The sequence below is a fragment of the Pseudomonas sp. A0308 genome, assembly GCF_044218815.1.
Taxonomy (GTDB): Bacteria; Pseudomonadota; Gammaproteobacteria; order Pseudomonadales; family Pseudomonadaceae; genus Aquipseudomonas; species Aquipseudomonas iridis.
Map to the genome: position 1 here is coordinate 955,514 of NZ_CP162581.1, position 26,525 is coordinate 982,038.

Below are 26,525 nucleotides of genomic sequence, written 5' to 3' on the forward strand. Positions count from 1 at the left end.
GGATTTTAATAGAAGTTGGCGGATATGTCGCCATACTTCAATGTAAATATTATGTACAAGAAAGTTAATAGATATTTATCCATGAAATTCCACACGAACCTTTCACGAAACTTTCAGAAACCCTGAGCCAACTAATAGTATGACTACTCTAATACAAAGACTGTACAAGAGCAGTCATTGTGTAGAGCTATAACTCAACTTTCGTGCTGACTGGTCACTTTTAATACATCGGTATAAGTGACTACAACGCTCTGCCCGACTTTGAGATTTTTCAGTTTGTCCTGAATTTCAGGCCGTTCGACGTTGAGGGTTTTCGATACGCCGGCAGGGTTCTGCAGCGTCACCTGATTTGTCTTCAAATCAATTTTGGTGATTTTCAATTGCACCTGGACCTGACGGTAAGCCTCGCCGCCGGGATTGCTGCTGCCCGGGGCATTGCGCAGCTCGCCGGTTCGCTCGGTGGTGCCAGGCAGACCTTTATCCACATCGGTATCGAGATAGGCCGCAACGGAGCGCATGACCTCCACGGTAACCTGGTCGCCAACCTTCAGATTGGCGAGGTTTTTCGCCTTCTCCGTGAGCTGTACGTGAACCTGCTTGCCTTCGGCGCCTTCCAGCACAACCTGATGATTCTGCGCATCAACCGCTAATACTTTGGTGGTGACTTTGTCGGCTTCAACCGTTGCCGACAGCGGTATGTCGGCGGCAAACGCAGAGAGACTGGAGGCGGACAGCAGCGTTGCGAGGGCGATGGACCTGGCGAGTGCATGAAGCTTCATAAGCGTACTTTCCCTGTCGTTGAGTGGTAGCACCCGACGCCGGAATCATTTCAGGCGCGGGGTGTGTCACTGAGCATAGACGCTGGTCAGGGCTTGGCTTTGGTTTGTGGCGCGGCGGTTTCCTGTGCGGTCGATTCGCCACTGGCCGTGCCTTTAGCGCTCTCTTCACGCTGCTTCGGATCGGTAGGACGCAGAGCGTCGTTGTCGCGCTCGGTTTCCCCCGCTGGCCGGGGTTCGTCAGGATGCTGGTTTTCAGATTCAGGTTTCATCGGTGTTGTCCTCAGGCTTCAGGGTCGTCAAGTTCGCGGGCGACGTTTACGGCGGGAGAATCCTTGTGCAGGTCGTCGCTCATCTCTGGTCCTCAACAGGAAGTACCTTTTGTAGAGGTTCGACGGCCAAATGGAGTTCAACCGGATCCACGCAGGAGTCACATCAGTACCCGGTCATTTCCAGATACCCCTTGCCGCCGTGGCTGCCGCTGACACTCACCGGGCCTTCCCAATAGGGAATGCGCAGGTCCATCCATGCGTTGGGGTTGAGCGCCGAAAGGCTGATGTCGAGGTGCTTGTCTGGAATGCTGATTTTCCAGCGCACCGGCATCGCGCGGCCGGCGACCTTGGCGGTGTCTTGCGCGACAAGTTTGATCTGCTCGCTATGCAGCGTTTGCGTCTGGCCGTCAGCGCCGATCCAGGTGCCGGTCAGGTACGGCGCGCCCTCCTTCTGGCGCATGCGATAAAGCATCAGGTGTTCGCCGCTGTCCAGGTGCAAAGAGAACCAGTCCCAGCCAGTCTGGCTGGCTGTCAGCGGCTGGCTGCTCCACTCGCGGTCGAGCCAGGCAGGGCCGCTGACGGTGTAAGTCTGGCCATCGATCTGCAACGTGCCACTGGCCTGAAAAAACGGTTGGCTGTAGTAATACGACGCCTGCCCTTGTTCGGATTTCTGGCTGAACCCCTTGTCGCCCTGCAGCACCAACGGACGGCTGGAGGTGAGATGCAGTTGATAGGCAAATGATCTATCGCGCGCACTGAGTTGCAAGTCACTCAAAGGATCGACTGCCTGACTGCTGAACTGCCAATCATCGATCCACGCCTCGAACGGCACCAAACGCACGCCGGCCTGACCAACGCCGCCACGGGCATAACGCTCGGCGGCATGATGCGTAGTTGCCGAAGTCACTGCCGCATGGCCCAGCCAGATCGTTTGACTGCCCCAACCTGCCTGCTCCGGCACCGGTTTGAGGGCGCTGCGAAACAGCGTCCATTGCACGCCGAAATCATTGCCCTGCTGATCCTTGAGATTGGCGGTGACGTACCACCACTCAATGCGAAAACCCTCATGGGCACCGTGATCCGCCGGAAAGCTGAACACCCGCCCCGGCACCACCGGCGTAAATGCCTGTGCCTGATTGCCCATCCCGGCAAAGCCCTTTTGCTCGGGCACTGACTGATCGCAGCCGCCGAGTAACAACAGAACCATCAGCACAACGAAGTTAGTCCTCATGGGCAAACGTCCTCAGCAGATCCGCCGGTTGCGTGCGGTACAGCGAATACAACGGCCACGCCGACGCCAGCAATGTGGCCAGCAACGCCAGCCCCATCAGTTGCAAAAGCTGCCAAGGGAACACGCGCAACGGCAGACGCCAGCCAAACGCCTGTACGTTGATCACCGCGTCCAGACACCACGCCAGCGCAATCCCCAGTGGCAGCGCCAACACCAGCGTCAGCACCGCCAGCAGCCAGGTCTGGCCGAGGTTGAGCAGCATCAATTGGCGCCGTGTCACGCCCAGCGCCCACAACGGCGCGAGTTGGCCGAGGCGGCTTTGGCTCTGGGTCAACAGGCTGATAAACAGTGCCACGCCCGCGACCGCCAGGGTCAAGGTGTTCAAAGCCGCCGTGGCGGCGAAGGTGCGTTCGAACACTTCAACCGACCAGCCCTTGAGCCGCGCCTGATCGACGATGCGGCTGTCATCGAGTTGAAAACGCGCCTGTAATGCACTCAGAAATGGCGGAATGTTTTGTGGGTCGATACGCAGATTGAAACGGTTCGGCGTCAACTGCGGCCATCCGCGCAGCAGATGGTTGCTGTTGACCAGCAAGTGCCCCTTGGGATTGCCGTAATCGGCGTAGATGCCGACCACGCGCGGCGACCACGCGCCATTCGGTGCAGGAATTGTCAGGCGATCACCGACGCGCACCTGCAGGCGGCGGGCGAGTTGCTCGCTGAGCATCACTGCATCATCCGTCGCCAGATGCGCCCATGGATCACCGCCACTGGCATCGAGCAATGGCCAGTGCTGGCGATAGTAAGGATGATCAATCACCCCGTAGACATCCGCCGGCCAGCCTTGCAAGGTGACCGCGACTTGCCAGTTGGGCAGCACCGCCGTCACCAGTGGCTGCTGTTTCAGCCAAGTGGACATCTCGCGGGCCTGGGCCGGGTTGCTCGGATTGATGTAAAGCTCGGCGCTCAGGCGTTGTTCGAGCCAGTCGTTGAAAGTCTGGCGAAAACCGGCGGTCATGCTGCCAGCGCCGATATTGGCCGCCAGCGCCAGAAGCAACGCCATCAGCGCCAGGCTCAGTGCCGGCAATTGCTGGCGGCAGTCGGCGAGAAACCATTGGCCGAGCACCGAACGACTGCGCCCGAGCAGTTGATTCAACACGCCACTCAACAGCACCGGCAAGGCCAGCGCGGCGCCGAGCAGCAACCCCGCCATCAGCACAAAACCGCTGGCCAGGCTGTTGCCCCAAAGCAACGCCACCAGCGCAATCACGCCCAACACCAGGGCCAGCCAGCCCTGACGCCGCAACCAGCGCGTGTATTGCTGATGCCAGGCTTGCGGATCCGCCACCGCCAGCAGTGGCAAACGGGCAGCGCGAAGCAGGCTGTTCGCCCCGGCCAGCAAGGCGCCGAGCAGGCTCAAACCGATCCCGCTGAACCACCACCAAGGGCTCAGGCGCAACTGCCCCGCCACTTCTGCGCCATACAACCCGCGCAGGCTGGCGGCGACATCCGGCAGCAATACACTGGCCAGCCAGTAACCGCTGATCACCCCGAACACTCCGCCGACCAGCGCCAGCACACCCAATTCGAAAATCAGGCAACCCATCAACATCCGCGCGCTGACCCCACAGGCACGCAATGTGCGCAGCAAGCCGCGCCGTTGCTCCAGCGCCAGACCGATGGCCGCATGCACGATGAATAAGCCGACAACAAACGACAGAAAACCCAAAGCATCAAGATTGAGGTGAAAGCTCTCGGTCAGGCGCGCCAGATTGTTTTCCTCGCCACTGCTTTTGAGCTGCAACTGGCCTTTGAGCGTGGCCGGCAAGTCGCCGTGAAAATCCTTGGGCAACAGCAAACGCGAGAGTTGTCCGGGTTGTTCGAGCAGGGTTTGCGCGACGCCGATGTCGACCAATAACACGCCCGGCGCCATGTCCTTTTGCGCCAGCAACGGCGGCAACGTCTGGCCACTGACCGTTTGCGGCGTAGCGCCTTCGCGCAGGTTCAGGGCTTGCAGGGTTTCCGGGGAAATCCATGCACTGCCCGGCGGCGTGAAGAATTCGACGACACGCTCGATCGGCATCGCCTGCCCGGCCACAGCGGAATCCGCAGGCAGCGACACCGGTTCGATGCCCATCAGTTGCAGGCGTTGATTGTCGTGATCCTTGAGGCTCAAGCGTCCATTCAACAGTGGCGACACCGGCCAGCCCTGGCGCCGCAGGTCGATGAACCATTGTTGGGGGAACGTCGCACCGCTCGGTGTACTGAGGCTGGCTTGCGGTTCGCCGCCGATCAATTGGCTGGCGAGAGCGTAACTGTCGCGAGCCTGACTGTTCAGCGCCTCAACACCAGTCAACAGGCTGGTGGCCAGCCACAACCCGGTCAGCACACTGAAAAACTGCACCGGGTGCCGTCGCCAATGGCTGAGCAGCGCACGCAGGGTTTGCCGGAAGACAATCACGTCAAACGTCCGCTGGACAGCACCACCCGCTGCGCCAACCGCGCCGCCACCCGAGGGCTGTGAGTGACCATCAGCAAGGTCGTCGGCGTGTCGTCGAGCAGTTCCAGCAACAATCGCAGCACTTCGTCACTGGTCGCTTCATCGAGGCTGCCGGTCGGTTCGTCGGCCAACAGCAGTTTCGGCTGCGAGGCCAGCGCCCGGCCCAACGCGACACGCTGCTGCTGGCCGCCCGAGAGCTGCTCGGGATAGCGTTTGAGCAAATCGCCCAGGCCCAGACGTTGCACCAGATGCGCTTGCCAACGCGGATCGTGACGCCCGGCCAGGCGTGCCTGAAACGCCAGATTGTCTTCGACGCGCAAGCTTCCGATCAGGTTGAATTGCTGGAACACCAAGCCGATTTCCGTGCGCCGCCAGTTGGCCAGTTGCGCTTCGTTCATGCTTTCGAGCCGATGCTCGCCGCTGCGAATGCTGCCGCTGTCGACCTTGTCGAGACCGGCGATCAAGTGCAGCAAGGTGCTTTTGCCACTGCCCGATTCGCCCATCAACGCCAGACTGCTCCCGGGTTCCAGCGTCAGGTCGACGCCTTGCAGCACGGGTAACGGGCCTTGGGGGGTAAGGTAACTTTTGCAAACGTTTTGGATCTGGAGCATGCCGCCACCTGATGAGTCAGTGTGGGGCAAGAATAGCGGATGACGGTGACAGACCTGAATCCTGCGTTGAATCACACGGCCTCATCGCTGGCAAGCCAGCTCCCACAGGGTGCGAGGGTGAACGCCATAGTGTGAACACCCTCAATTACTGTGGTAGCTGGCTTGCCAGCGATGAGGCCAGTCCTGCCCATACAAAACCTACTGCCCCGCTGCCACACTTGCCGGCGCCTGCGTCGGCGTCACAATGCTGCCCAGATCAATATGTTTCCACTCCGGCTTGGCCCCCAACCGCGCATTGAAGCGATAGTTGAAGGTGAACTCATCCACCGTCGGCACCGTCAGCGGCTTGCCGTACACCGATTCGATGCCCGCCAGGTCATAACCCATCAACTGCAACAGTGTCGGGAAGATGTTGTAGTGACTGGAGCGATCCTTGTTCGCCGCCAACTGCGCCGACCAGTCGAAGGTTTTCAGATCGCGGCCCTGAATCACCACCAGCGGCACCAGGCCCTCCTCCTCCACCGGGTCCCCGCCGCAATGGGTATTGAGCCCCGGGTTACCGCGTTCGTGCAGATCCTGCCCGTGATCGGAGGTATAGATCAGCAGTGCATTGTTCAGATTACCCTTGGCCAATACCCGCGCGAAAAACTCGCCGACGTTCCATAAAACCGTGTTTTTGTAGGCGTTGCGATAGAGCATCCAGTCATCCACCTGACCATTGAAACCGTCGCGCTCACCGGTATCGGCGACTTCCGTGAACTGCCCGCGCGGCAAGGTCGGGCGGTAGGCCATGAAGGCATCCGGGTATTTGTCGTGCACCGGAAAATGCGCGCCGACCTTGTTGATCAGGATCAGCTCGGGCTTGTCGTCGTTGAGCAGTTCGATCAGCTTCGCGGCGGCGGCCATATCGCGGTCGCGCACGCTGGTGCGATCGAATTGGAAAAACTCGTCGATGTCCTTTTTCTCGGCGTCGTTCATCAGGTTCTGCAGGTTGCCACCAGTACGTTGGGCGTCGATGTACACCGTGCGCAGGCCGGCCTTTTTTGCGTACTGCCAGATCGACGGCAGAGTGCTGTTGATGCGCATGTAGTCGGCGCGGGTGCCACCGTAACGCAGGGTGATGTTGGTGTCGGCGCTGCAATTGGCAATGGACGCGGCATAACCGTAATTGAAAATGTCGACGCCTGCGTGGGCCTGTTTGAGGTTGCTGTGCACGCCAAACGGCGCGTTGATATCCAGATAATTGCCGGAGATGCTTTCGTCGATGATCAGCACGATGTCATGCCCCACCGCTTGCGAACTGCGCGCCAGCGTGACCGGCTCACGCGGGCCGACGGTGTTGTGCAGCGCTTCATAGGCAAACAGGTTCAGATAGGCCAACGGTGTGTACATGATCGGCAAACCCCGGGCACCCTCGCCCGCGCGCAAAAACAGCACCGCGCTGAGCAGCAGCACGCCACACAACGGTGCCGCCACGCGCAACGCGTTCGGCACCATGAGCGAATGGCGCGGCTTGAGACCGATGGCAAACAACAGCAGCAGGCCATCGAGCGCGCTGTGGATGATTGCGTCCCGGTACTGGTAGGCCGCTTCCTGAATGAAGCCGCCGGAATACACCAGCGAGACGAAATTGCTGTAGCTCAGGTAATCCGCGGTGACACGGGTATAGATGTCGAAAAACACCGCCGAACCAAACATCACCAATGCGAATAGATGTCGAATGAGTGTCTGACGTATATACGCCGTTAGATATAACGCCAAAGTTAGCGCCAAAAACATCGCGCCAAAAAGAAGTATAGAAAAACCGAGGCCGATAGCATTTACCCGCTCAATGTAATAAGCGGAGTAAAACAACAAATAGATAATTAAAAGCAGTTCTTTCGCATATCTGAACATGGCGATACCGGTCGTGCAAAAAAGCGGGGAGTCAAAGGTTTGTCGGGTAGAACCTGACACTAGCACCCAGCCATCAAAGCGCAAGAATTGACTGATTCTCCGGTAAAGCGTCAAAAAAACGTTGACTCAAATCTGACACACCTTCAGCGCCAGAAGCCTTTAAATGTAAGGCTTACAACCGTTTATCGCTTATTCTGAATCTGAACAAATCTGCAAAAAATCAACAAATCCAATCGCAGCAATGACTTGATGGCCAATCGCCAAAAAACCCTCAAGTGTTATACAGGTGCAACATGTCATTTTGCTGACACGCTTTCCAAACACTGCGCTATACCCCTTCTACGGTCTTCTAAAAACTTCTTCTTTTCGCTCTATCGAGGGTGCGCAGATGGACGTGAGCGTATTTGGCACGGGCTATGTTGGACTTATACAAGCTGCTGCACTTGCAGATGTCGGACATCGGGTTTTATGTGTTGACATAGACCCGAAGAAGATTAAACAACTGCAACAAGCCGTGCCGCCCATTAGCGAACCAGGGCTGTCCAGCGCACTTGAAGAAAACATCAAGGCTGCGCGCCTTCTGTTCAGCACTCAGGCCAGCGACGCGGTCGAACACGCCGAGCTGATTTTCATCGCGGTTGGCACCCCGGCCGATGAAGACGGCTCCGCGGACCTCAGCCATGTGCTCAACGTTGCCCGTCAGATCGCCGGTTTAATGGAGGCCGATCGTACCCTGATCATCAAATCCACGGTGCCGGTCGGTACCGCCGATCAAGTCCTCGCCACCGCCAACAGCGAATTGCTGCGCCGCGGCAGGACCGATTTGAACGTGCGCGTGGTCTCCAACCCCGAATTCCTCAAAGAAGGCAGCGCCCTCGCCGATTGCATGCGCCCCGACCGGATCATCGTCGGCACCCGCGATGAAGAGGCCCGCGAGCAAATGAGCGAGCTGTACGCGCCGTTCTGCCGCAACCACGAAAAACTCATGTTCATGGATAACCGCAGCGCCGAGCTGACCAAATACGCGGCCAACGCGATGCTCGCCACGCGCATCAGCTTCATGAACGAGCTGGCCAACCTCACCGAGTTGCTGGGCGCCGACATCGAATCAGTACGCAAGGGCATCGGTTCCGACCCGCGCATCGGTTATCACTTTATCTATCCGGGCTGCGGCTTCGGTGGCTCGTGTTTCCCCAAGGATCTGCGCGCTCTGCTGCACACCGCCGAACACAACGGCATGCCGTTGAAACTGCTGCGCAGCGTCACTGACGTCAACGACAGTCAGCGGCACATCCTTTTCAGCAAACTGAAAGCGCAGTTCCCCCAGGGCCTGGCCGGCAAGTCCATCGCGATCTGGGGCCTGGCGTTCAAGCCCAATACCGACGACATGCGTGAAGCCCCCAGCCGTTACTTGATGGATGCGCTGTGGGCCGAAGGTGCCAGCGTGCAGGCGTACGACCCGGAAGCCATGTCCGAGTGCCGGCGCCTCTATGGCTACCGTAACGATTTGCACCTGTGCGCCACCCGCGACGACACGCTGGAAGATGCCGATGCGCTGGTGATCTGCACCGAGTGGAAAAACTTCCGCGTGGTGGATTTCGAGTGGCTGGCCAGCAAGCTTCGAGCGCGGGTGGTGATTGACGGTCGCAACCTCTACAACCCGGAACATCTGGCCGCTGCCGGCCTGCATTACAGCGGCATCGGCCTGCGCCACATCGCCCCCGAAGGGCTGCGCCCATGAAAATCCTGGTCACCGGCGCGGCCGGCTTCATTGGTGCCCATTGCGTTTTGCGGCTGATGCGCGATGGACACACAGTGGTCGGTCTGGATAATTTCAACGCCTACTACGATCCGCAGCTCAAGCACGATCGCGTGCAATGGGTGCGTGAGCAGGTCGGCGATTTCCAGCTCGCTACGGTTGACCTGGCCGATGCGTCGGCCATCGAAGCGCTGTTCGTCCGGGAATGTCCACAAGTGGTAATCCACCTCGCCGCGCAAGCCGGGGTGCGTTATTCGCTGGAGAATCCGCGGGCCTACCTGGACAGCAATCTGCAGGGTTTCCTCAACATTCTGGAGAGCTGCCGGCAGCATCCGGTCGAGCACCTGATCTACGCCTCGTCGAGTTCGGTGTATGGCGCCAACCAGACCACGCCGTATTCGGTGAAGGACGGCGTCAATCATCCGCTGTCGCTGTACGCAGCGACCAAGAAAGCCAACGAACTGATGGCCCACAGCTACAGCCACCTGTTTGGCATTCCCTGCACCGGGCTGCGCTTTTTTACCGTGTACGGGCCGTGGGGCCGGCCGGACATGTCGCCGATCCAGTTCGCCAAGGCGATCAGCGAGGGGCAACCGCTGAAGCTGTTCAACTACGGCGAGCATCAGCGCGATTTCACCTACATCGACGACATCATCGAAAGCATCGCCCGCCTCATCCCGCAACCGCCACAAGCCAACCCTGAATGGAACCGCGAACAGCCCGATCCCGCCAGCAGCATGGCGCCGTGGCGGCTGTTCAACATCGGCGGCCAGCACCCGGTGGAACTGAAAACCTACCTGGCGCTGATCGAAAAACACCTCGGTCAAAAAGCCGTGGTCGAACTGCTGCCCTTGCAGCCGGGCGACGTCCTCAACACTTGTGCCGAAGCCAGCGATCTGGCCCAGGCCACCGGTTTTCAGCCCCGGATAGCGCTGGATGAAGGACTCGGGCGCTTCATCGCCTGGTTCCGTGACTACTACCCAACTGCCTATCGCCCACGCGCCGCACGCGGCTGACCATCAGTGGAGAACGTTATGACTGGACATGAGAAAGCGATGCCGATGCAGGAACTGCGTCGTGACAAGCGCATAGACCCCGAGCACCGCATGCGCCTCGATGCCGCGATTCATCGCCAGGGTCGCGGTTGGGTGACTGGCCGTGACGGTGGCCGGCCATGGCAGGTGTCGCGGACCAATCGGATTGTGGCTTGTCTCGGCGCCCTGGCGATTCTGTTGGTGTTTTCGCCGCTGTTGATCGGCCTGGCGCTGGCCGTCAAGTTCACCAGCCCGGGGCCGGTGATGTTCGTGCAGAAACGCACCGGTTATCGCGGGCGCAAATTCGGCATGTACAAATTCCGCACCATGGTCGCCAACGCCGAAGACCTTAAAGAATCGTTGCGCCACCTGAACAAGCACGGGGCCGACGCGATTGATTTCAAGATCGACAAGGACCCGAGAATCACCGGCATCGGCGGCTTTCTGCGCCGCACCAGCCTCGACGAACTGCCCAACCTGATCAACGTGATCAGCGGCGACATGCGTCTGGTCGGCCCCCGTCCGACCTCCTTCAATGCTTACCGCTACAAGGACAATCACCTCGCTCGCTTGAGCATCTATCCCGGAATGACCGGCCTGTGGCAGATCTCCGGACGCAGCAACATCGACTTCGACCAGCGCGTTGAGTTGGACCTCAGCTATATCGCCGAGCAGAGCCTTCTGCTTGATCTGAAGATCCTGTTGAAAACCCCCTTCAAAGTATTCAGCGGCCACGGAGCAAGCTAATGGACGGTTCAACCAATAAAAGCCTGAGCATCGCCAACCCCAGCGAATCGAACCTGACCTCGACCGTGCTGGATCTGGATCTGCGGATTCTGTTCCTGACCGCCGCCAACCCCGGCGCCGGCACCACCACCAGCGCGCTGGCACTGGCCAGTCAACTGGCGCAGATGAGCAGCGGCCAGGTGCTGCTGGTCGACGCCAGCCAATCGGCGAGCAACCTGACCCAGCAGATGAACCTGAGCAAGGAGCGCGGCCTGCGCGACCTGCTGTTCAACCCGGACAACCCGCCGCTGTTGCAGGACTGCGTGGTGCAGATTTCGAGCCTGCCATTCGACGTGCTGCCCAACGGCCGGCCGATCCGCACCATGGAACACCTGACCGCCGAGCGCCTGAGCCCGTTACTCGATCAGTTGGGCAGCCGGTACCGCTTCGTAGTGATCGATGGCGACGCGGTGTATTCCGCCGCCGACACGCTGGTCATCAGCACTCAGGTCGATGGCGTGGTGTTCGTGGTTCGCGCCGAAGACACTCGCTGGGAAGTCGCCCAGGCCGCCGTGCAACGCCTTACCCAGGCCGGGGCAAAAGTGGTCGGCAGCGTGTTCAACCGGCGCAAGTACTACATGCCCAAGTGGCTTTACAAAAATCTGTGAGCAACCGCAAAGGATGACGCCATGAACGCCAAAATGCTTGTCTTGCTGTTGCTGCCGCTTGCGGGCTGCTCCAGCAATTCCGATACCCGCAATATGCCGGTGAATATCCTCACCGCCACCCCGGCCAACGCCCAGGCAACCGATATGCCGAAGATCGAGCAGACCCTGCGCCCGCAGGATGTGCTGGACGTGATCTTCCGCATCAGCACCAGCGGCTCGGATGCCTACCGCGTGCAGTCGGGTGATCAGATCGGCCTGAATTTCACCGCTGCCAGCCAGCTCAACGGCAACCAACTGGTGCTGCCCGACGGCACCATCGAACTGCCGGGCGCCAATACCTCGGTGAAAATCGCCGGGCTGACCAGCGATGAGGCGCGGCAGGAAATCCAGCGGGTCTATCAGCGCAAACAACTGTTCCAGCCCAACCGTAATCAGCTGACGGTGCAGATCATCAGCCCGCTGACCAACGAACAGAACCTGAAAAATGCACTGAACCACCCGGCCACCGGCATGAGCCGCGAGATCACCGTCGGCACCGACGGTTACGCGAGCTTCCCGGAAATCGGCACCGTGCCGCTGCAAGGCATGACCGTCAATCAACTGGAAACCTTCCTCAATCAAAAGTACGCGCAACTGCCCGGACGGATGACTGTGGATGTGCTGCTCAAGTCCACCGCTGGCAACGAGATCTACGTACTGGGTGAAGTCGGCCAACCGGGTTCCTACCCGATCCGCCGGCCGGTGTCGGTACTCGAAGCGCTGACCCTGGCGCGTGGCACCAACGTCAAGGCACGGCTGGATTCGGTGGTGATCATGCGCCGCAACGGCAATCAGGTGCAGGCGGTGCACTACGACGTCGAAAAAGCCTTGTCCGGCGATGCTTCGCAAATCGCTTATCTGCAACCCGACGACATGCTTTTCGTGCCGAAAACCAAACTGGCCAGCGCCGGTGAACTGGCTCGGCAACTGGCGGACGTGGTGTTGTTCCAGGGCGTGGGCTTCAGCTTCGGCTACCGCGTCGACAACAAAGACAGCAACAACAACTGACTCTCAGGTGACCGACCATGAATCCAAAGGAAAACTACCTGCATGAGTTCTTCAGGATCTTCTTCGCCAACAAGCGTCTGGTGAAACGGGTCTTCCTGATCTTTGCAGTCATCGCCCTGCTGCTGCCGCTGGTGCTCAAACAGAGCTTCGATATCACCGCGCAGGTGATCGTGCAGTCGAAAAAACTCTCCCAGGGTGACGCCACCACGTCGCTCACGGTGGACAACGCCACCTTCATCCCGCCGTCGCTGGCGGACATGGAAACCGAGAGCAACATCCTCCGGTCGCCAGCGCTGATCCGCCAGACCATCAGCGAGTTGCGCGACAAGGGCGAATACACGCCTTCGCCGGGCATCTTCAGCAAACTGGTGAGCGAGCCGTTCAAGCGCTACGTCAGTTCGCCGCTGCGCGAATACGTGATCAACCCGACGCGCAACATGCTCGGGCTGGAGACCGATCCGGTGCGTGACACCACGCTCGATGCGCTGACCCAACAGGCCATCGATAGCCTGAAGATCGAGACCCTGCCCGGCTCCAACGTGATCTCGATCATCTACAGCTTCCCGGACCCGCATCAAGGCACGACGTTTGTCGGTGCCCTGCTGCAGAACTATCTGGTCAGCCGTCAGGCGCTGCAATCGATCGACCTGCCGCAGTCTTTCTACGAATCGAAGAAGCACCTCTATCAAGTGCGTCTCGATGGTCTGGAAGGCAACCGTCAGGCCTTGCTGGAAAGTGTCGGCGCCTCGGATCCGAAGGAAGAGATCACCTTCCGCCTGAACGCGATCAACACCGAAGAGCAGGCGCTGAACCTGTATCAGGATCGCCTGTTGCAGAGCCAGCGCTGGCTCGAATACCTGAAAACCGCTATGGCCGCCGCCAGTAGCAGCAAGCTCAACGATTACACCTTCCCCTTCACCTTCACCACCACCGTCGACAACGTGGCGTTCGAGGACCGGGAGATCAAACAGATGGGCGAACAACTGACCACGCAGGTCAGCCGTTACATGAACGATCTGGCGGTCTTCCAGCCTGGCAGTGAACCGATGCTGCTGACCCGCGAGCAAATCGCCCGCACCCGTCAGCAGTTCCTCAAAGTGGTGAGCAACCGCATCCAGGAACGCACCGCCGATCTGGCCGTGGTCAAGCAGGTGATCGACCAGAAAACCGCGCGCATCACCGAGTTCAAGAACCGCATCCACGAGTTGCAGCAAACCCAGAGCAAGCTGCGGCAGATGGACACCGAGATTGATGCGATGCACGCCGCTTTTTCGACCTACGCCCAGCGCTTTGCCGAAAGCAGCACCACGCGCTCGCTCAACGACGACCTGTCCAACGCCCGGGTACTCAGCCCGCCGTTCGAACCGACCGAGGCGGCCTTCCCGAAACCGGGGCTGATTATCCCATTCGGCCTGCTCACCGGGCTGTTGCTGGCGATCGCGCTGGTCTACGTGCGTGAGTTCTTCGATCACCGCTTCAAACACCCGGCGCAAATCAGCCACGAACTGGGCTTGCCGGTGCTGTTGGTGATCAACGACCAGAATGTGCTGCCAAGCAATCCGCACAAGAGCTGGACGGTGCCAAGCTTCCTGCACTGGGTGCGCAATTGAACACGGCGCCCGCCCCGAACGCCGCCCTGCCGATCATTCATTTGCTCAGCAGCGGCGGTTTCTATGGGGCTGAACGGATGTTGCTGGATCATTGCCTGGCGACGCCGGGGCAGCATCAGGTGCTGTTCCTCGACGCCCCAGCAGAGCTGATCGCGCGGTTTCGTGAGGCCGGGGTGGACTGCCGGGGCTGTGCCGGGCTGGGGGAGTTGCTGCGGCACTTGCGGCAGCGGCAAAGCGAGCAGCCGCTGATCAACACCCACAACTTCAAAGGCCTGTTGTTTGGCTGGGTCGGCGCAACGTTGTTGCGCCTGCCGCTGGTGATCACCCAACACGGCTTCACCCCGCGTAGCCGCAAGCAAAAGTTCTACACCTGGTTGAGCCTGCAACTGTGCCGCACCGCCTCGGTAGATCGGGTGGTCTGCGTCGCGGAAAGCATCGCGCTGCTGCACCGTCAGGCCAGCGTACGGGCGGAGAAGCTGCAGGTAATTCCCAATGGTTTGCCAGCCGCGGCGGCGCTGGTGCATGACGTCGGCCGGCAGCGCTGGCTCGCGGGTTATGTCGGACGTCTGAGCAGCGAGAAAGGCCCGGATCTGTTTCTCGATGCGCTGATCCCGCTGTGTCATCAACATGCGCAACTGGATGCGGTGATGCTCGGCGACGGCCCGGAACGCGAGGTATTGCAGGCGCGAATCGATGCCGCTGGCTTGCAGCAACGGATTCGTCTGCCGGGTTACCAGATCGCCATGCAACCGTGGTGGCAGCAACTCGATGCGCTGGTGATCAGCTCGCGCACCGAGGGTACGCCGATGATTTTGCTGGAGGCGATGCAGGCCGGTGTGCCGGTGGTGGCGTTTGGCGTTGGCGGGATTCCCGATGTGCTGGAACACCGACACAACGGTTTGCTCGTCGAACCCGTCGACAGCGCGGCCCTCGCCCGTCAGCTCGACACGCTGTTGACCGAGCCGAAACTGGCGCGGCAACTGCGTGATAACGCAAAACGCACGCAACTGGATCGCTACGACCTCAAGGCTCTCGCCGAGCGCTGGTCGCAGCTGTACATCCGCACGGCACGGGAGGCACGCGCATGATTTTCCCGCTCTCGATCGTCAGTCTGCTCAGTCTGGTCTGCATTGCTTTGCTGGCCAGCCCTTATCCGTATCTGGCGCCGGGGGCAGTCCTGGGTCTGGTAGGGTTTGCCGTGTTGTATCGCAAGCCGTCCTGGGGCTTGCTCGGCATCGCCGCCCTGGTGCCGTTCGAAGGTTTTTTCAAGGACAACATGCTGTCCGGAAGCAAGCTGATCGGCGCATCACTGGCGGTGATCCTGATGCTGCAACTGGCGCTGCACCAGATTCCCTCGGAGCGCCTGCGCAGTAATATCTGGCGCTACCTGATCTGGTTCATGGTTCTGTACTTTCTGAGCCTGTTCAACACCGATGACATGGGCATGTCGCTGGGGCACCTGCGCGAACTCGGTGTCGGTCTGATCCTGTTTGTCATCACCCTGCTGATCGGCCGCGAGCTTAACCTCGACCTGTTCGCCCGATTGGTGACCCTGGCGGTCAGCACCACCTGCGCCATGGCGATGTTCTCAAGCAAATTCCAGGACCAGGGCCGCGCCGCCGGGCTGCTTGAAGACCCCAACGCGTTCGCCCTGCTGATCGCCTTCGCCATTCCGCTGGGCCTGCTGCTGGTGATCCGCAGCCCGAACCTGTGGCATCGGTTGTTCTGGGGCGGTTGCTGCCTGCTGCTGTTGGGCGGCATGACCAAAACCGAGTCGCGTTCCGGGCTGGTGGTGCTGGCGTTGAGTCTGTTGATCGGCTGCTGGCACTACCGCGCGCAACTGAAGCGGATTCGCCCACGGCATTTGGGTTTTGCCATGCTTGGCGCGGCCATCGTGATTCCATTGGCGATCTATGCGATGCCTGCCGGTTACCTCGCGCGCATTCAATCGCTGAGCGTGCTGAGCGCGGGCGCCAAGGGCCACAACGACGAATCCCTGGGTCGCCGCGCCTCGTACATCGTGGTCGGCAGCCAGATGATCCGCGAGAACCCGCTGCTCGGCTCCGGCCCCGGCACTTTCCCGCTGCACTACGCGACCACCGGATACGCCAAGGCGTTTTCCGCCAACCGCAAGATCGGCGACCTGTACCGCCGTGCACACAACACCTACCTGGAAATCTTCAGCGAACTCGGGGTCCCTGCCGGACTGCTGTTTGTCGGCATGCTGGGCCTTGGGTTGTACAACCTGATCCGTGCGCGGGCCGCCTGGATGCTGCGCCGCGACTGGCAGCAGGCGGATCTGATGACGCATCTGGGCGTGAGTTTTCTGTCGCTGACGTTGTTTCTGATGTTCCTCAGCGCACCGAACCAGAAATACGTGTGGATCATGCTCGCCATGACGAGCGTGCTGCGCCTCAAAGCCGAACAAGCGCCATTGACGAAGGAGGCCCGCGCATGAGCCGGATCAGTATCGTCATTCCGATGTACAACGAGGCTCGGCACATTGGCCGCACGCTGCTCGCTGCGCAAAAAGCCGCGCACGCCGCCAATGTCGAGTGCGAATTGATCGTGGTCGACAACGGTTCAAGCGATCAGGGCCCGCAGATTGCCCGCCAGTTCGGCGCTCAGGTGCTGGTGATGCCGGGCCTGTTGATCGGCGCGTTGCGCAATCGCGGCACGGCGATCGCCAGCGGTGAATGGCTGGCGTTCATCGACGCAGACATCGAGATGCCGGAAGACTGGCTCACCCCACTGCTGGACATCGAAGCCAGCGGCCAGGCCGATGTTTTTGGCCTCGATCTGCACACGCCCGCCGCCGCGCCGTGGTACGCCAGCGCATGGCAGCGCCGCACGTTGCGCCCAACCAGCCACGCCAGCCATGTCGTCGATTGGCTGCCCAGTTCCAACCTGTTGATGCGCCGGCACTGGTTCGACAAGGTCGGCGGTTTCAACGAAAGCCTGCGTACCGGCGAAGACAAGGAGTTCACCTTGCGCCTGCGCGAGCACGGTGCACGCCTGCTGTCGGTCAATGAGCAGGTCGCGTTGCACTGGGGCTACGAAATGAACTGGCGCGAGTGGATGGGCAAGGAGATGTGGCGTCAGGGCAGTCATCTGCAACTGCTGCGTACCCATGGCTTGAGCCTGCGCCTGCTGCGCTTCCCCCTGCTGTCGATCACGGTGTGGGTTCTGGATTTTCTGGCTATTTCGGCACTGCTCGACGGCTTCCCGCATCACGCGACACTGATGGTCGCCTTGACCCTGGTGCCCGGCCTGGTACTGAGCATTCGCCAGAGCATCAAACACCGAAACATCGGCCTGACCCTGCAATTGTGGGGCTTGCACTGGATGCGCCTGCACCTGGCCGGTGCCGCGTTCATTCTGAGTCTGTGTCATTGGAACGCAAGGAGGCCTGCCCGTGGCTGAGTTCATTTTCTGGATGTGCCTGTTATTGCCGGTCTACGCCTATCTCGGCTATCCGCTGCTGCTGACGCTGCTGGCGCCGCTGTTCCCGGCCTGGCGCCATACTCCGGCGCCGCCGCTGAACATCAGCATCGTGATCGCCGCGCACAACGAGGCGCGGCACATCGAGCACAAGTTGCGCACGCTGCTGGCTCAGGATTATCAGCCGGCAACGTTGCAGATCATCCTCGCCAGCGATGGCTCGACAGATGACACCGTGGCTTGCGCGCGCAAAGTGGTCGACCCGCGCATCACCGTGCTCGACCTGTCCCGCCAGGGCAAGGCCGCGACCCTGAATGCCGGCGCCGCGCTGAGTACCGGCGATATTCTGGTGTTCACCGATGCCGACAATCAATGGTCACGCGACACCCTCGGCCATTTGCTCGCGCCGTTGAGCGATCCGCAAGTTGGCGCCTGTGCCGGGCACATGGTGATTCCGGTCACCGGCGGGGGCCTGAGCGTCGGTGACAGCCTGTATCGGCATTACGAAGGCTGGTTGCGCCGTATGGAGAATCGCACCGGTTGCATGGTCTCCGCCGATGGCGCCCTGCTCGCCCTGCGCCGCGAGTTGTTCCAGAACGTACCAGCGGAGGTCAACGACGATTTCTTCATCAGCACCTGCGCTCCGGTGGCACGCAAACGCATCGTCTACGTGCCCGAAGCGCAAGTGATCGACCATGGCGTCGACGAGGCGGGCAAGCAATTTCGCCGGCGTCAGCGCGTTACCGTCGGCGGCTTGCAGAGCCTGGCGCAACGCAGCGAGCTGCTCAATCCGTTCAAGCATGGCCTGTATTCGATCGCCTTGATCAGCCACAAATTGATCCGCCGACTGGCGCCCGTGCTGTTGCTGCCTTTGCTGCTGAGCAACTTCTGGCTGTGGCAAGAACACGGCTTTTATCGCTTGAGCCTGATCGCGCAGCTGATCGGCTACACGATTGCCATCGCCGGCCTGCTCGATTCGCAACACCGCTTGCCCAAACCATTCCGTCTGGCGGCATTTTTGCTGATCACCCTGGCGGGGATGAGCCTCGGCCTGTGGCAGTTCCTGCGCGGCCAGCGGTATGCCCAGTGGAATCCGGAACAGAATCGATAAAAAAGGACTGAGGCCATGGCGATCAAACAACTACTCAAACGCACCAGTGGCTGGCTCTATCTCAATTCGTCCGTGGGCCGCAATCAGCTGCACGGCGCCGGGGTGATCCTGATGCTGCATCGGGTGCTGGCCAACGATCGCGCCGCCGACCTGCCGCACCGCAACGAATTGTGCGTCGGCCCAAAAGCGTTCGAGCACTTGCTGGTGTGGCTGCGCAGGCATTTCGATTGCGTGCCGTTGATGGAGATTCTGCAGCCCAATTCGCTGCGCACCGAACGGCCACGCGTTGCACTGACCTTCGACGACGGCTGGCGTGACAACGCGGTCAACGCCTTCCCGCTGCTGCAAAAACACCAGGTGCCGGCGAGCATTTTCCTCTCCACCGACTTCATCGGCAGCCACCAGCGCTTCTGGTGGGAAAGCCTGGGCGAAACACTGTGGGGCAGCCATGGCGACAAGGCGCGGATGCATTTGATTGAATGCCTGCGCGTCTGCGGTCATCCCTTGCCGGTGCTGGTCGATGACATCGATGTCGACCGCCGAAGTCTGGCGCTGCTGCATTACCTGCAAAGCCTCAAGAGGCTTGCACCGCACGAGCTGGATCGCCTGACCGACGAATGCCCGCAGGACTCGCAACCGCAAGCGCTGGACTGGCATCAGGTGCGCGCACTCGAAGCTTCGGGGCTGGTGCGGTTCGGCCCGCACGGCGCCAGTCACGCGATCCTCACGGGTCTGGATGATGTGCGCCTGGACGAAGAAATCAAGCGCAGCCGCGATGCCCTGTACAACGGCTGCAATCGGCCATTACCGGTGTATTGCTACCCCAATGGCGACAACGATGAACGCGTGCGCCAACAGATTGCCGATCACGATTACCCGTTTGCGCTGGGCACCGGCACCGGCATTTATCGCGGTGAAGGCGACCCGCTGAACCTGCCGCGTTTCGGCGTCAGTCAACGCAGCGCGCGCAATCCGGAACTGCTGTCGTGGCGGATTTATCGCGGGGCACGGCCATGAGCCGCAATCACTATCTCAAACATTTGGCGCTGAGCATGGGCACCAAACTGGCGATGATCGCCCTGCGCCTGCTGCGCAACGTGTTGCTGGCGCGGATCCTCGGGCCCAGTGAGCGCGGTTTGTTTGCGCTACTGAGTACCTTGCCCGACCTGATCAGCGCGGCCACCAGTGGCGGGCTGAATTCGGCGGTCGGTTATCAAGCCGCCAAGCAACGGCCGATGGGCTTGCTGCTCGCTCAGGTGCTGGTGTTCGGCTGTCTGCTGGCGGGGCTGCTGACCTTGCTGGTGGTGGCGCTGGTGCGTGAGTTCGGTACTGAACTCGACATCACGATGCAACTCGGTCTGCTCGCCTGGCTGTTGCTGCTGGCGGTGCCGTTGACGGTGCTGAAAAGCGGCTTGCTGACCCTGCACAATGCTTCCGGCGGCGTGGTCGCGTTCAACGTCTTGCGCCTGACCGAATCGCTGGCGCCGCTGCTGCTGTTTCTTGCGCTGTTCTGGATGTGGAAAAGTGCAGCGCTGGAAGCGGCGCTGATCAGTTGGCTGGCCGGGATCAGTCTGGTGGTCCTGGCCGGTTGGGTCTGGCTCAAACGTGCGCAACCGATGCAACTGCAATGGGACCGCGCCAGCCAGAACGAGCTGCTGCGCTTCAGCGCCCGCAGCCATCCGGACCTGCTGTTCCAGCAAGTGATTCTGCGCTCGGATTACCTGTTCATCGGCGCCCTGCTGGGCAGCACCGCGCTCGGCCATTACGCCATGGCCAGCGCCGCCGCCGAACTGCTGCTGATCGTTCCCGAGGCGGTGACGACGCCGCTGATGAAGCGCCTGCTGCAACAGGACGCAGGCATGGACAAAGTCACCCCGCTGGCCCTGCGCCTGACCGCCACGGTGATGCTGGGCGCCTGCCTGACCATGGCCGTGATCGGCGAATGGTTGATCGTCACGCTGTTCGGCGCGGCTTATCAACCGGCCTATCCGGCGCTGCTGGCCTTGCTGCCGGGCCTGCTGGGTCTGTGCTACGCGAGCATTCTGCGTCTGGATCTGATTGGCAAGGATCGCCCCGGCACGGTGTCGTTGCTGATGGGCCTCGGCGCCCTGCTCAATCTGGCGCTGAACCTGGTGTTGATTCCGGCTTACGGCATCGTCGGCGCCGCAGCGGCATCGTCGATTGCCTATCTGGCGGTGACCGTGGCGATGCTGGTGCTCTATTGCCGTTTGAGCGGCGTGCCGTTCTGGCACACCCTGATCATCCTGCCCCGTGACGTGCTGCCGATGCTGCAGATCCTGCAACGGAAGGCCGCATGAAAGGCCTGGCCCTGCTGTTCGGCGTCAGCCTGTCGCTCGACGCCTTCGCCGCGTCGATGCGCTGGGGCGAGATTCGCGACGGCAGTCTGTACCTGCAAGCGGATCGCCCGGACACCGTGACAGTGCGATGGGTGCCGGCATGGCAGGCCGAGGCCAATGAAGAACATCTGTATCTGCTAGACGGTCAGGGCAAGCTGCAGGGCGAACGGCTGATCAAAGCCAGCGAAACTCGCGGTTCGCAGACCTGGACTTTGCTGCCCGGGGCTGCAAGCAGTCGACTGGAAATTCCCGGCTATAGCTTTCGTGGTTATCGGATTGAACATGACGAAAAAACCGTCGCGCTGTTCGCCCCGGCCAAAGTGCATTTCAGCGCCGAAACGCGTAACGGCGACGAGTTGTATTTCAAGGTAGCCGCCGGCGAGCGCGCGGTGCTGGCCGGCAAGTTTCATGGCGGCGTCAGCGGTTTGCAGGCACAGAGAGTGGGCGATAAGCAAACGCTGACGCTGGCACTGAAACCCTATCGCGCCTATTGGCAGTTCGATCAGGTCGCACTGCCGGTCAGCCAACAAGAGCAAGTCTGGCGCTTGCGTTTGCAAGGGAGCGGCAAAGCGGCGTTCTGGCTCGACGGCACCGCCAACCTGTTTGCGCAAACTGCGCAGCAGCTCAAACCGCTGCGCGAAGACGTCGGCCAGATTCACCTGGTTCTGCACGACAAAGTCCTCGGCCGAACGCCCGATCTGGGCATTGCCCTGCCTTATGTGATGCCGCCGCCGGCCAGTCATGCCGCGCTCGATGCGCTGAAACCGACGGCGGCGAGTTACTACAGCTTCGTCGACGTCACGGCGAAGAACCCGCATTTCGAAGACGCGTTCCGTCAGGTGTATCAGGAGCGTTTCGGCATCCGACAGGACATCACCCTGCTCGCCGGCAGTCAGCGTCAGGCCGATCTGCGCGCCGATGTACAAAGCAACAGCGGCCTCGATGCGTGGCTGGCCGGTACTCGGGCACTGGGTGGCAAAGGCACGCATTACATCGGTTTCGCCGATGAGCCGAACCTCAATTATTCGAGCTATGCGCAGTACCAGGCGATTTTCACCAGCATGGCCCGGCAAGTGCGCAGTGATCCGGCGAATGCCAGGGCCGGCGTGCGCATCGCCATGCCGGCCAGTTCACGGCTGGTGAACGGGCCGTTCGCCGACAACGCGGCGGACAAGCGCGGCATCGATTGGGCGCGGCGTTTGCTGAGTGAGTCGGCCGATCAGGTCGATGCGCTCGCGTGGCACGAATGGATGATCCGCGACCTGCTCGCCACCCGCGTCTACCGCGACAGCGTGCGCCGCGCTGCCGAACTGGTCGGCCTCGATGGCAATGGCCAGCCGCGCAAAGCCTTGCTTCTCGATCAGACCAATATGTCCAGCGGCTCCAGCCTCAGCCCCTACGATCAGGACACCCATTACGCCTCGCTGTGGTGGGCATCAGTGGTGATCAACGCCTCGCAGGATGGTTTGCTGACAATGCTCAACTGGTTCCAGGCCGCCGATGAGCCGCAGTACCCCAAGGGCATGTTGCGAGTGCTCGGCGACGATCATTTCGAACTGAAACCGGTGGGGCTGGCGCAGCAGTTCATCGCGCAGCATTGGCTGCAGCAAGTGCTGCAGCTGGACAACGATGGTTTTGAAGTCGATGTACTGGCGATGGCCGACGGCGAGCAGCGTGGCTTGCTTGGGGTGAACAAAGGCACGCGATTGCAGCGTGTGGAACTGAGCGGTGCCAGGTGCCCGTCGAACAAAGGCGCGTTGCGTTATTTCGGCGCCGACAACCGCAGCCGCGACGCACCGTTTCACTGCGAGGACGGTCGCGTGCGCTTCGCGTTGCCAGGACAAACCCTGTTCGCCCTGCACTGGAGCGCCTCATGACCGCCCTTTTGATGTTCTGCCGCGCGAGCCTTGAGCCGCGCGATGCGTCGTCATCAGGAGTGAACACCATGAAACTGCTGCGTAACCTCACTGAACATCTACGGCAGAAAGGACTCACTGCCACCGTAAAAAAAGCCTGGAACCATTACGTCTTTGCCCACCAGGAACTGCTGTGGATGGAGCGCGATCTGGCCAGCCCGGTACCGCCGCACAGCCTCAAACCTTATCCGCCATTGCGGGTGGTGAAGATCACGGCAGACAACGCCAGCGCCTTCGCCCGTTATTTCGGCGACCGCGTCGGCACCATGGCCGAACTGGCCAACGAAGGGCATACCGGGCACATGCACCTGGACGATCAGGGCGATGCCGTGGCGTTCATCTGGGGCACCGTGCGGGACTATTTCGACCGGCATTACTACGGCTGCCTGTTCCCGGTGAATGCCGGCGAGTTCTTCGAGTTCGGCGGCGAACTGACCCGTGCCTACTGGGGCACCGAACTGTCAGTGGATGTGCAGTTGGCGCTGTGGAAAGCCATGGCCGCGCAAGGCTGCGACAAAGTCGTCGACGTCTGCGAATTCCATAACATCCCGGCGCTCAAGCTGCACCTGCGCATGGGCTATACCGAACAGCAGCGGATCATGAATGTGTACATGCTGTTCGGCCGCTGGCGCTTCTACCGCGAGACCCGCTACAGCGGCTCGCGCCTGGAAGCACTGCGCAAACCTTCCCGCCCACCCGTAACGGCCACGGTGACCTGAGCTTATGGTGATGCGATTCGAATGGCGCACTTCGTTGTGCGCCGCCGATTTTCCGGCAGCGGCGTATGAAGCATTGCGCCAGCGGGTGACGGACCACACACCGTTCAACCACCTCGGTTGGTTGTGCGCGGCCGAGCAGACACTTGGCGAGCGTGAGCGCTTGCACATTCTGCTGGGTTGGGACGCGGACGAGTTGCGGCTGTGCCTGCCGTTGGTGGCGAGTCGCGAGCGCTACTTTGGCGTGCCGTTTCGGGTGCTGCATCATTTGGGCTATCCGTTGGCCGATCGACTGGCGCTGCTGTCATTGCTGGGCAGTGAGGACATGTGCAACGCCTTGGCGTTGATCCATCAGCGAGTGCCCCATGCGTTGCTGCAACTCAACGAATTGTCCGAACCTGCCGGTGAAGAAAGCGCCCTCACCGAATGGATGGCCCGCAGCTCCACGGGTGAACGACGCCTGAGTTGTCGAGTGCCGGTGCACTTGATCAGTGAGGCCGATCATCAGGAAGTCTCCGGCGATCCACGCTATAAACTGCGGCGGGCGCGCAAGCGGATTGCGGCGTGTGGTGCCGAGGTACGGCGCATCGTTCCGGACGCGATGTCGATGGGCCCATTGCTGCAAGCCATCAGCGAAGTTGAAGCGGTGAGCTGGAAAGGTGACGAAGGTGTCGGCATTTTTGCCAGTGATCGAAGTCGGCAACTGATCGAGCGCGCCTTCATCGCCCTCGCCGGCCAGGGCCTGGTGCGGCTGGTCACGCTGGAGCTGAACGGGCGTTGCATCAGCTATCGCCTCGGCCTGCTCGAACATGGCCGGCTCTACGACTACAACCTCGCCTTCCTGCCGCAATACGCTGATCTGGGCAGTGGCCGGGTATTGCTGGAGGAATGGATTCGCTGGGGCCTGGACGAGCATTGGCGCTGGATCGATGCCTCGCGCGTGAGCCTGGAAAATTCCAGCCATCAACTGCATGAACGCATGACCGGGCAACTGGAGCACTGGCGCTGGAGTTTCTATTCCTGGCGGCCCAGTGGCCTGACGCTGGGCCTGGCGTTGCGCCTGTGGCATCGACTCAAACCGACCGTGCAACAGTGGCGAGCCCGACGCGCGGCCAAAGCCGTTGCACCCACCGTCAAACCTGCCGCGATCACCCCGGAGGGCGAACATGCCTCGCCAAGTCATAGTCAACGCTGACGATTTCGGCCTCAGCGCGAACGAGAACGCGGTGATCTTCGCGGCGTTCCAGGCCGGGATCATCAGTTCCGCCACCACCATGGCCAACATGCCGGCGTTCGAAGCGGCCTGCGCCATGGCCCGGCATCCCGCGCTGGCGGGCCGGATCGGCTTGCACTTCAACCTGACTTACGGGCGCCCCCTGAGCCAGAGGATTGTCACGCGCCAAACGTTTTGCGACAGCCACGGCGTGTTCGACCTCAGCCTCGCGCGTCACAGCCTGCGGCTCAGTCGTGAGGATCGCGACGCGGTGCACGATGAGTTGCAGGCGCAATGGCAACGTTGTGTCGACCACGGCATGCGGCCGAGCCATATCGATTCACACCAGCACGTGCACAACATCTGGCCAATCGGCGAGATCGTCGCCCGCTTCGCCGCGCATCAAGGTGTACCGATTCGCCTGGCGCGCAATCTGGGGCAAAACCTCAACCTGGCCAAACGCGTGTTCAAAGGTTTGCTCAATTGGCGCTTGCACAGTCTGGCCGGGATCACCGCCGATTACGTCTGCACGCCGGTGGATCTGCGCAGCAACAGCGTGCCGATCGATGGCGTGCTGGAAATCGTCGCGCATCCCACGCAACTCGGGGCTGATTTCGGCGATGCCTATCTCGCCCCTCAGGAGTCTCTGAGCCTCGTGCTAGCGCATCGGCTGACCGGCGTTGCGCGGGTTTCCTATGCCGATCTGAACAAGGAGTCTGCACGCGGTACGGCAGCACTCGATTGAGTTACATAACTTGCAATCCTTCGAAAATGGCACTTTGAAATGAATTGAAAGGCTTGATCTATACCCACCCAAGCATCATCCACAACACCCTGGCTCCGGCCTCGGAGGGCATCATGAGCGTGATCGAAAAACTACAAGAACGCATCCGGCAAAAAGGCCTCGGGCGCACCTTCAGCACGTTGTGGAAACGTTACGTGTTCTTTCACTGGGAATTGTTGTGGATGGAGCGCGACCTTGTCAGCCCGGTGCCGCCGCACAAGCTGCGGCCCTATGAAGGCCTGCGCAAGGTCGACATCACGCCGCAGAACGCCGGGGCGTTCGCCAAGCACTTTGGTGATCGCGTGGAAACCATGGCCGAACTGGCCGCCGAAGGTCACACCGGGCACATGTACCTCGATGCGGACGGCCATGCGGTGGGCTTCATCTGGGGGAGCATTCGCGATTATCACGACCGCCACTATTACGGCTGCGTGTTCAAGGTTTTACCCGGCGAGTTCTTCGAATTCGGTGGCGAAATGATCCGCGCCTATTTCGGCAGCAGCCTGTCGGTGGACGTGCAAGTCGCCCTCTGGGAAGCCATGGCTGCGCAGGGCTGCAACAAAGTGGTCGACGTTTGCGAAACCCACAACATCCCGGCGCTGAAGCTGCACATCCGCATGGGCTACCACGAGCAGGGACGCGTCACTCACGTCTACTGCCTGTTCGGCCGCTGGAAATTCTTCCGCGAAACCCGTTATGAGGGCTCACGGCTTGACCCATTGCGCAAACCGGGGCGGCCGACCGTGAGCGCGGCGGCGGGGGCTTGATTCAGCTCTGAAATATTGTGGCGATCATGAGGCCGCCTTCGCGAGCAGGCTCGCTCCCACACTGGATGTGCGTCATGCACGCATTCAATG

23 protein-coding genes are annotated in these 26,525 nt (G+C 60.9%); 17 read left to right on the top strand and 6 right to left on the bottom strand.

Annotation, left to right across the window (positions count from 1 at the left end):
• Positions 1-194: 194 nt before the first annotated feature.
• From AB4P92_RS04430 to AB4P92_RS04455, 6 genes are all read right to left on the bottom strand, one after another.
• Positions 195-779: a hypothetical protein gene (locus AB4P92_RS04430; RefSeq protein WP_042559759.1), complete on the bottom strand. Its 585-nt coding sequence runs from the start codon at positions 777-779 to the stop codon at positions 195-197.
• A gap of 86 nt (positions 780-865) precedes the next feature.
• Positions 866-1,048 carry a hypothetical protein gene (locus AB4P92_RS04435; RefSeq protein ID WP_042559760.1) on the bottom strand — a complete coding sequence of 61 codons (183 nt, stop codon included), beginning with the start codon at positions 1,046-1,048 and terminating at the stop codon, positions 866-868.
• 163 nt (positions 1,049-1,211) lie between these two features.
• Positions 1,212-2,279: a lipocalin-like domain-containing protein gene (locus AB4P92_RS04440; protein ID WP_395598963.1), complete on the bottom strand. Its 1,068-nt coding sequence runs from the start codon at positions 2,277-2,279 to the stop codon at positions 1,212-1,214.
• The gene (locus tag AB4P92_RS04445) at positions 2,269-4,740 is read right to left on the bottom strand and encodes an FtsX-like permease family protein (RefSeq protein ID WP_395598964.1); all 2,472 of its coding nucleotides are present in this window, start codon (positions 4,738-4,740) and stop codon (positions 2,269-2,271) included. The genes AB4P92_RS04440 and AB4P92_RS04445 overlap by 11 nt, the downstream gene beginning before the upstream one ends.
• The gene (locus tag AB4P92_RS04450; protein ID WP_210704854.1) at positions 4,737-5,390 is read right to left on the bottom strand and encodes an ABC transporter ATP-binding protein; all 654 of its coding nucleotides are present in this window, start codon (positions 5,388-5,390) and stop codon (positions 4,737-4,739) included. The genes AB4P92_RS04445 and AB4P92_RS04450 overlap by 4 nt, the downstream gene beginning before the upstream one ends.
• A gap of 198 nt (positions 5,391-5,588) precedes the next feature.
• Positions 5,589-7,286, bottom strand: a complete 1,698-nt coding sequence (locus AB4P92_RS04455) for a sulfatase-like hydrolase/transferase (RefSeq protein WP_395598965.1) — start codon at positions 7,284-7,286, stop codon at positions 5,589-5,591.
• Between the two features lie 388 nt (positions 7,287-7,674).
• On the opposite strand from AB4P92_RS04455, the gene AB4P92_RS04460 reads away from it, so the two are divergent.
• The 17 genes from AB4P92_RS04460 to AB4P92_RS04540 all read left to right on the top strand — a co-directional run bounded on the left by AB4P92_RS04460 (position 7,675) and on the right by AB4P92_RS04540 (position 26,435).
• Complete coding sequence (locus tag AB4P92_RS04460; RefSeq protein WP_042559765.1) at positions 7,675-9,027, top strand: UDP-glucose/GDP-mannose dehydrogenase family protein; 1,353 nt, start codon at positions 7,675-7,677, stop codon at positions 9,025-9,027.
• Positions 9,024-10,061, top strand: a complete 1,038-nt coding sequence (locus tag AB4P92_RS04465) for an NAD-dependent epimerase (protein WP_042559766.1) — start codon at positions 9,024-9,026, stop codon at positions 10,059-10,061. Before AB4P92_RS04460 ends, AB4P92_RS04465 begins: the two co-directional genes overlap by 4 nt.
• Positions 10,062-10,079: 18 nt before the next feature.
• Entirely contained in the window at positions 10,080-10,826 is a 747-nt protein-coding gene (locus AB4P92_RS04470) for a sugar transferase (protein WP_042559767.1), read from the top strand.
• Complete coding sequence (locus AB4P92_RS04475; RefSeq protein ID WP_042559768.1) at positions 10,826-11,473, top strand: CpsD/CapB family tyrosine-protein kinase; 648 nt, start codon at positions 10,826-10,828, stop codon at positions 11,471-11,473. Before AB4P92_RS04470 ends, AB4P92_RS04475 begins: the two co-directional genes overlap by 1 nt.
• A 21-nt stretch (positions 11,474-11,494) precedes the next feature.
• Positions 11,495-12,520 (top strand): polysaccharide biosynthesis/export family protein, encoded by a 1,026-nt coding sequence (locus AB4P92_RS04480; protein ID WP_395598966.1) that lies wholly within the window; start codon positions 11,495-11,497, stop codon positions 12,518-12,520.
• Between the two features lie 17 nt (positions 12,521-12,537).
• Positions 12,538-14,130, top strand: coding sequence for a GumC family protein (locus AB4P92_RS04485; protein ID WP_395598967.1), 1,593 nt, complete (start codon positions 12,538-12,540; stop codon positions 14,128-14,130).
• Positions 14,127-15,218 (top strand): glycosyltransferase family 4 protein, encoded by a 1,092-nt coding sequence (locus tag AB4P92_RS04490; RefSeq protein WP_210622493.1) that lies wholly within the window; start codon positions 14,127-14,129, stop codon positions 15,216-15,218. Before AB4P92_RS04485 ends, AB4P92_RS04490 begins: the two co-directional genes overlap by 4 nt.
• A complete protein-coding gene (locus AB4P92_RS04495; protein WP_395598968.1) occupies positions 15,215-16,588 on the top strand; it encodes an O-antigen ligase family protein in 1,374 nt (457 codons plus the stop codon). Before AB4P92_RS04490 ends, AB4P92_RS04495 begins: the two co-directional genes overlap by 4 nt.
• Entirely contained in the window at positions 16,585-17,553 is a 969-nt protein-coding gene (locus tag AB4P92_RS04500; RefSeq protein ID WP_261737131.1) for a glycosyltransferase, read from the top strand. Before AB4P92_RS04495 ends, AB4P92_RS04500 begins: the two co-directional genes overlap by 4 nt.
• The gene (locus AB4P92_RS04505; protein ID WP_395598969.1) at positions 17,546-18,682 is read left to right on the top strand and encodes a glycosyltransferase; all 1,137 of its coding nucleotides are present in this window, start codon (positions 17,546-17,548) and stop codon (positions 18,680-18,682) included. Before AB4P92_RS04500 ends, AB4P92_RS04505 begins: the two co-directional genes overlap by 8 nt.
• Before the next feature lie 15 nt (positions 18,683-18,697).
• Positions 18,698-19,699 carry a polysaccharide deacetylase family protein gene (locus tag AB4P92_RS04510; RefSeq protein ID WP_042559775.1) on the top strand — a complete coding sequence of 334 codons (1,002 nt, stop codon included), beginning with the start codon at positions 18,698-18,700 and terminating at the stop codon, positions 19,697-19,699.
• Positions 19,696-21,000 carry a lipopolysaccharide biosynthesis protein gene (locus AB4P92_RS04515; protein ID WP_395598970.1) on the top strand — a complete coding sequence of 435 codons (1,305 nt, stop codon included), beginning with the start codon at positions 19,696-19,698 and terminating at the stop codon, positions 20,998-21,000. Before AB4P92_RS04510 ends, AB4P92_RS04515 begins: the two co-directional genes overlap by 4 nt.
• Entirely contained in the window at positions 20,997-22,916 is a 1,920-nt protein-coding gene (locus AB4P92_RS04520; RefSeq protein ID WP_395598971.1) for a hypothetical protein, read from the top strand. Before AB4P92_RS04515 ends, AB4P92_RS04520 begins: the two co-directional genes overlap by 4 nt.
• A gap of 68 nt (positions 22,917-22,984) precedes the next feature.
• Positions 22,985-23,674, top strand: a complete 690-nt coding sequence (locus tag AB4P92_RS04525) for an N-acetyltransferase (protein ID WP_042562123.1) — start codon at positions 22,985-22,987, stop codon at positions 23,672-23,674.
• Between the two features lie 4 nt (positions 23,675-23,678).
• A complete protein-coding gene (locus tag AB4P92_RS04530) occupies positions 23,679-24,866 on the top strand; it encodes a GNAT family N-acetyltransferase (RefSeq protein ID WP_395598972.1) in 1,188 nt (395 codons plus the stop codon).
• Entirely contained in the window at positions 24,838-25,629 is a 792-nt protein-coding gene (locus tag AB4P92_RS04535) for a ChbG/HpnK family deacetylase (RefSeq protein WP_395598973.1), read from the top strand. Before AB4P92_RS04530 ends, AB4P92_RS04535 begins: the two co-directional genes overlap by 29 nt.
• A gap of 113 nt (positions 25,630-25,742) precedes the next feature.
• Positions 25,743-26,435, top strand: a complete 693-nt coding sequence (locus tag AB4P92_RS04540) for a GNAT family N-acetyltransferase (RefSeq protein WP_210622484.1) — start codon at positions 25,743-25,745, stop codon at positions 26,433-26,435.
• The last annotated feature ends 90 nt before the right edge of the window (positions 26,436-26,525 follow it).

Bases quoted from the DNA above. Each gene is read 5' to 3' on its own strand.
- AB4P92_RS04430 (WP_042559759.1), bottom strand. From the start codon at position 779: ATGAAGCTTCATGCACTCGCCAGGTCCATCGCCCTCGCAACGCTGCTG.
- AB4P92_RS04435 (WP_042559760.1), bottom strand. From the start codon at position 1,048: ATGAAACCTGAATCTGAAAACCAGCATCCTGACGAACCCCGGCCAGCG.
- AB4P92_RS04440 (WP_395598963.1), bottom strand. From the start codon at position 2,279: ATGAGGACTAACTTCGTTGTGCTGATGGTTCTGTTGTTACTCGGCGGC.
- AB4P92_RS04450 (WP_210704854.1), bottom strand. From the start codon at position 5,390: ATGCTCCAGATCCAAAACGTTTGCAAAAGTTACCTTACCCCCCAAGGC.
- AB4P92_RS04455 (WP_395598965.1), bottom strand. From the start codon at position 7,286: ATGTTCAGATATGCGAAAGAACTGCTTTTAATTATCTATTTGTTGTTT.
- AB4P92_RS04460 (WP_042559765.1), top strand. From the start codon at position 7,675: ATGGACGTGAGCGTATTTGGCACGGGCTATGTTGGACTTATACAAGCT.
- AB4P92_RS04465 (WP_042559766.1), top strand. From the start codon at position 9,024: ATGAAAATCCTGGTCACCGGCGCGGCCGGCTTCATTGGTGCCCATTGC.
- AB4P92_RS04470 (WP_042559767.1), top strand. From the start codon at position 10,080: ATGACTGGACATGAGAAAGCGATGCCGATGCAGGAACTGCGTCGTGAC.
- AB4P92_RS04475 (WP_042559768.1), top strand. From the start codon at position 10,826: ATGGACGGTTCAACCAATAAAAGCCTGAGCATCGCCAACCCCAGCGAA.
- AB4P92_RS04480 (WP_395598966.1), top strand. From the start codon at position 11,495: ATGAACGCCAAAATGCTTGTCTTGCTGTTGCTGCCGCTTGCGGGCTGC.
- AB4P92_RS04485 (WP_395598967.1), top strand. From the start codon at position 12,538: ATGAATCCAAAGGAAAACTACCTGCATGAGTTCTTCAGGATCTTCTTC.
- AB4P92_RS04495 (WP_395598968.1), top strand. From the start codon at position 15,215: ATGATTTTCCCGCTCTCGATCGTCAGTCTGCTCAGTCTGGTCTGCATT.
- AB4P92_RS04500 (WP_261737131.1), top strand. From the start codon at position 16,585: ATGAGCCGGATCAGTATCGTCATTCCGATGTACAACGAGGCTCGGCAC.
- AB4P92_RS04510 (WP_042559775.1), top strand. From the start codon at position 18,698: ATGGCGATCAAACAACTACTCAAACGCACCAGTGGCTGGCTCTATCTC.
- AB4P92_RS04515 (WP_395598970.1), top strand. From the start codon at position 19,696: ATGAGCCGCAATCACTATCTCAAACATTTGGCGCTGAGCATGGGCACC.
- AB4P92_RS04520 (WP_395598971.1), top strand. From the start codon at position 20,997: ATGAAAGGCCTGGCCCTGCTGTTCGGCGTCAGCCTGTCGCTCGACGCC.
- AB4P92_RS04525 (WP_042562123.1), top strand. From the start codon at position 22,985: ATGAAACTGCTGCGTAACCTCACTGAACATCTACGGCAGAAAGGACTC.
- AB4P92_RS04530 (WP_395598972.1), top strand. From the start codon at position 23,679: ATGGTGATGCGATTCGAATGGCGCACTTCGTTGTGCGCCGCCGATTTT.
- AB4P92_RS04535 (WP_395598973.1), top strand. From the start codon at position 24,838: ATGCCTCGCCAAGTCATAGTCAACGCTGACGATTTCGGCCTCAGCGCG.
- AB4P92_RS04540 (WP_210622484.1), top strand. From the start codon at position 25,743: ATGAGCGTGATCGAAAAACTACAAGAACGCATCCGGCAAAAAGGCCTC.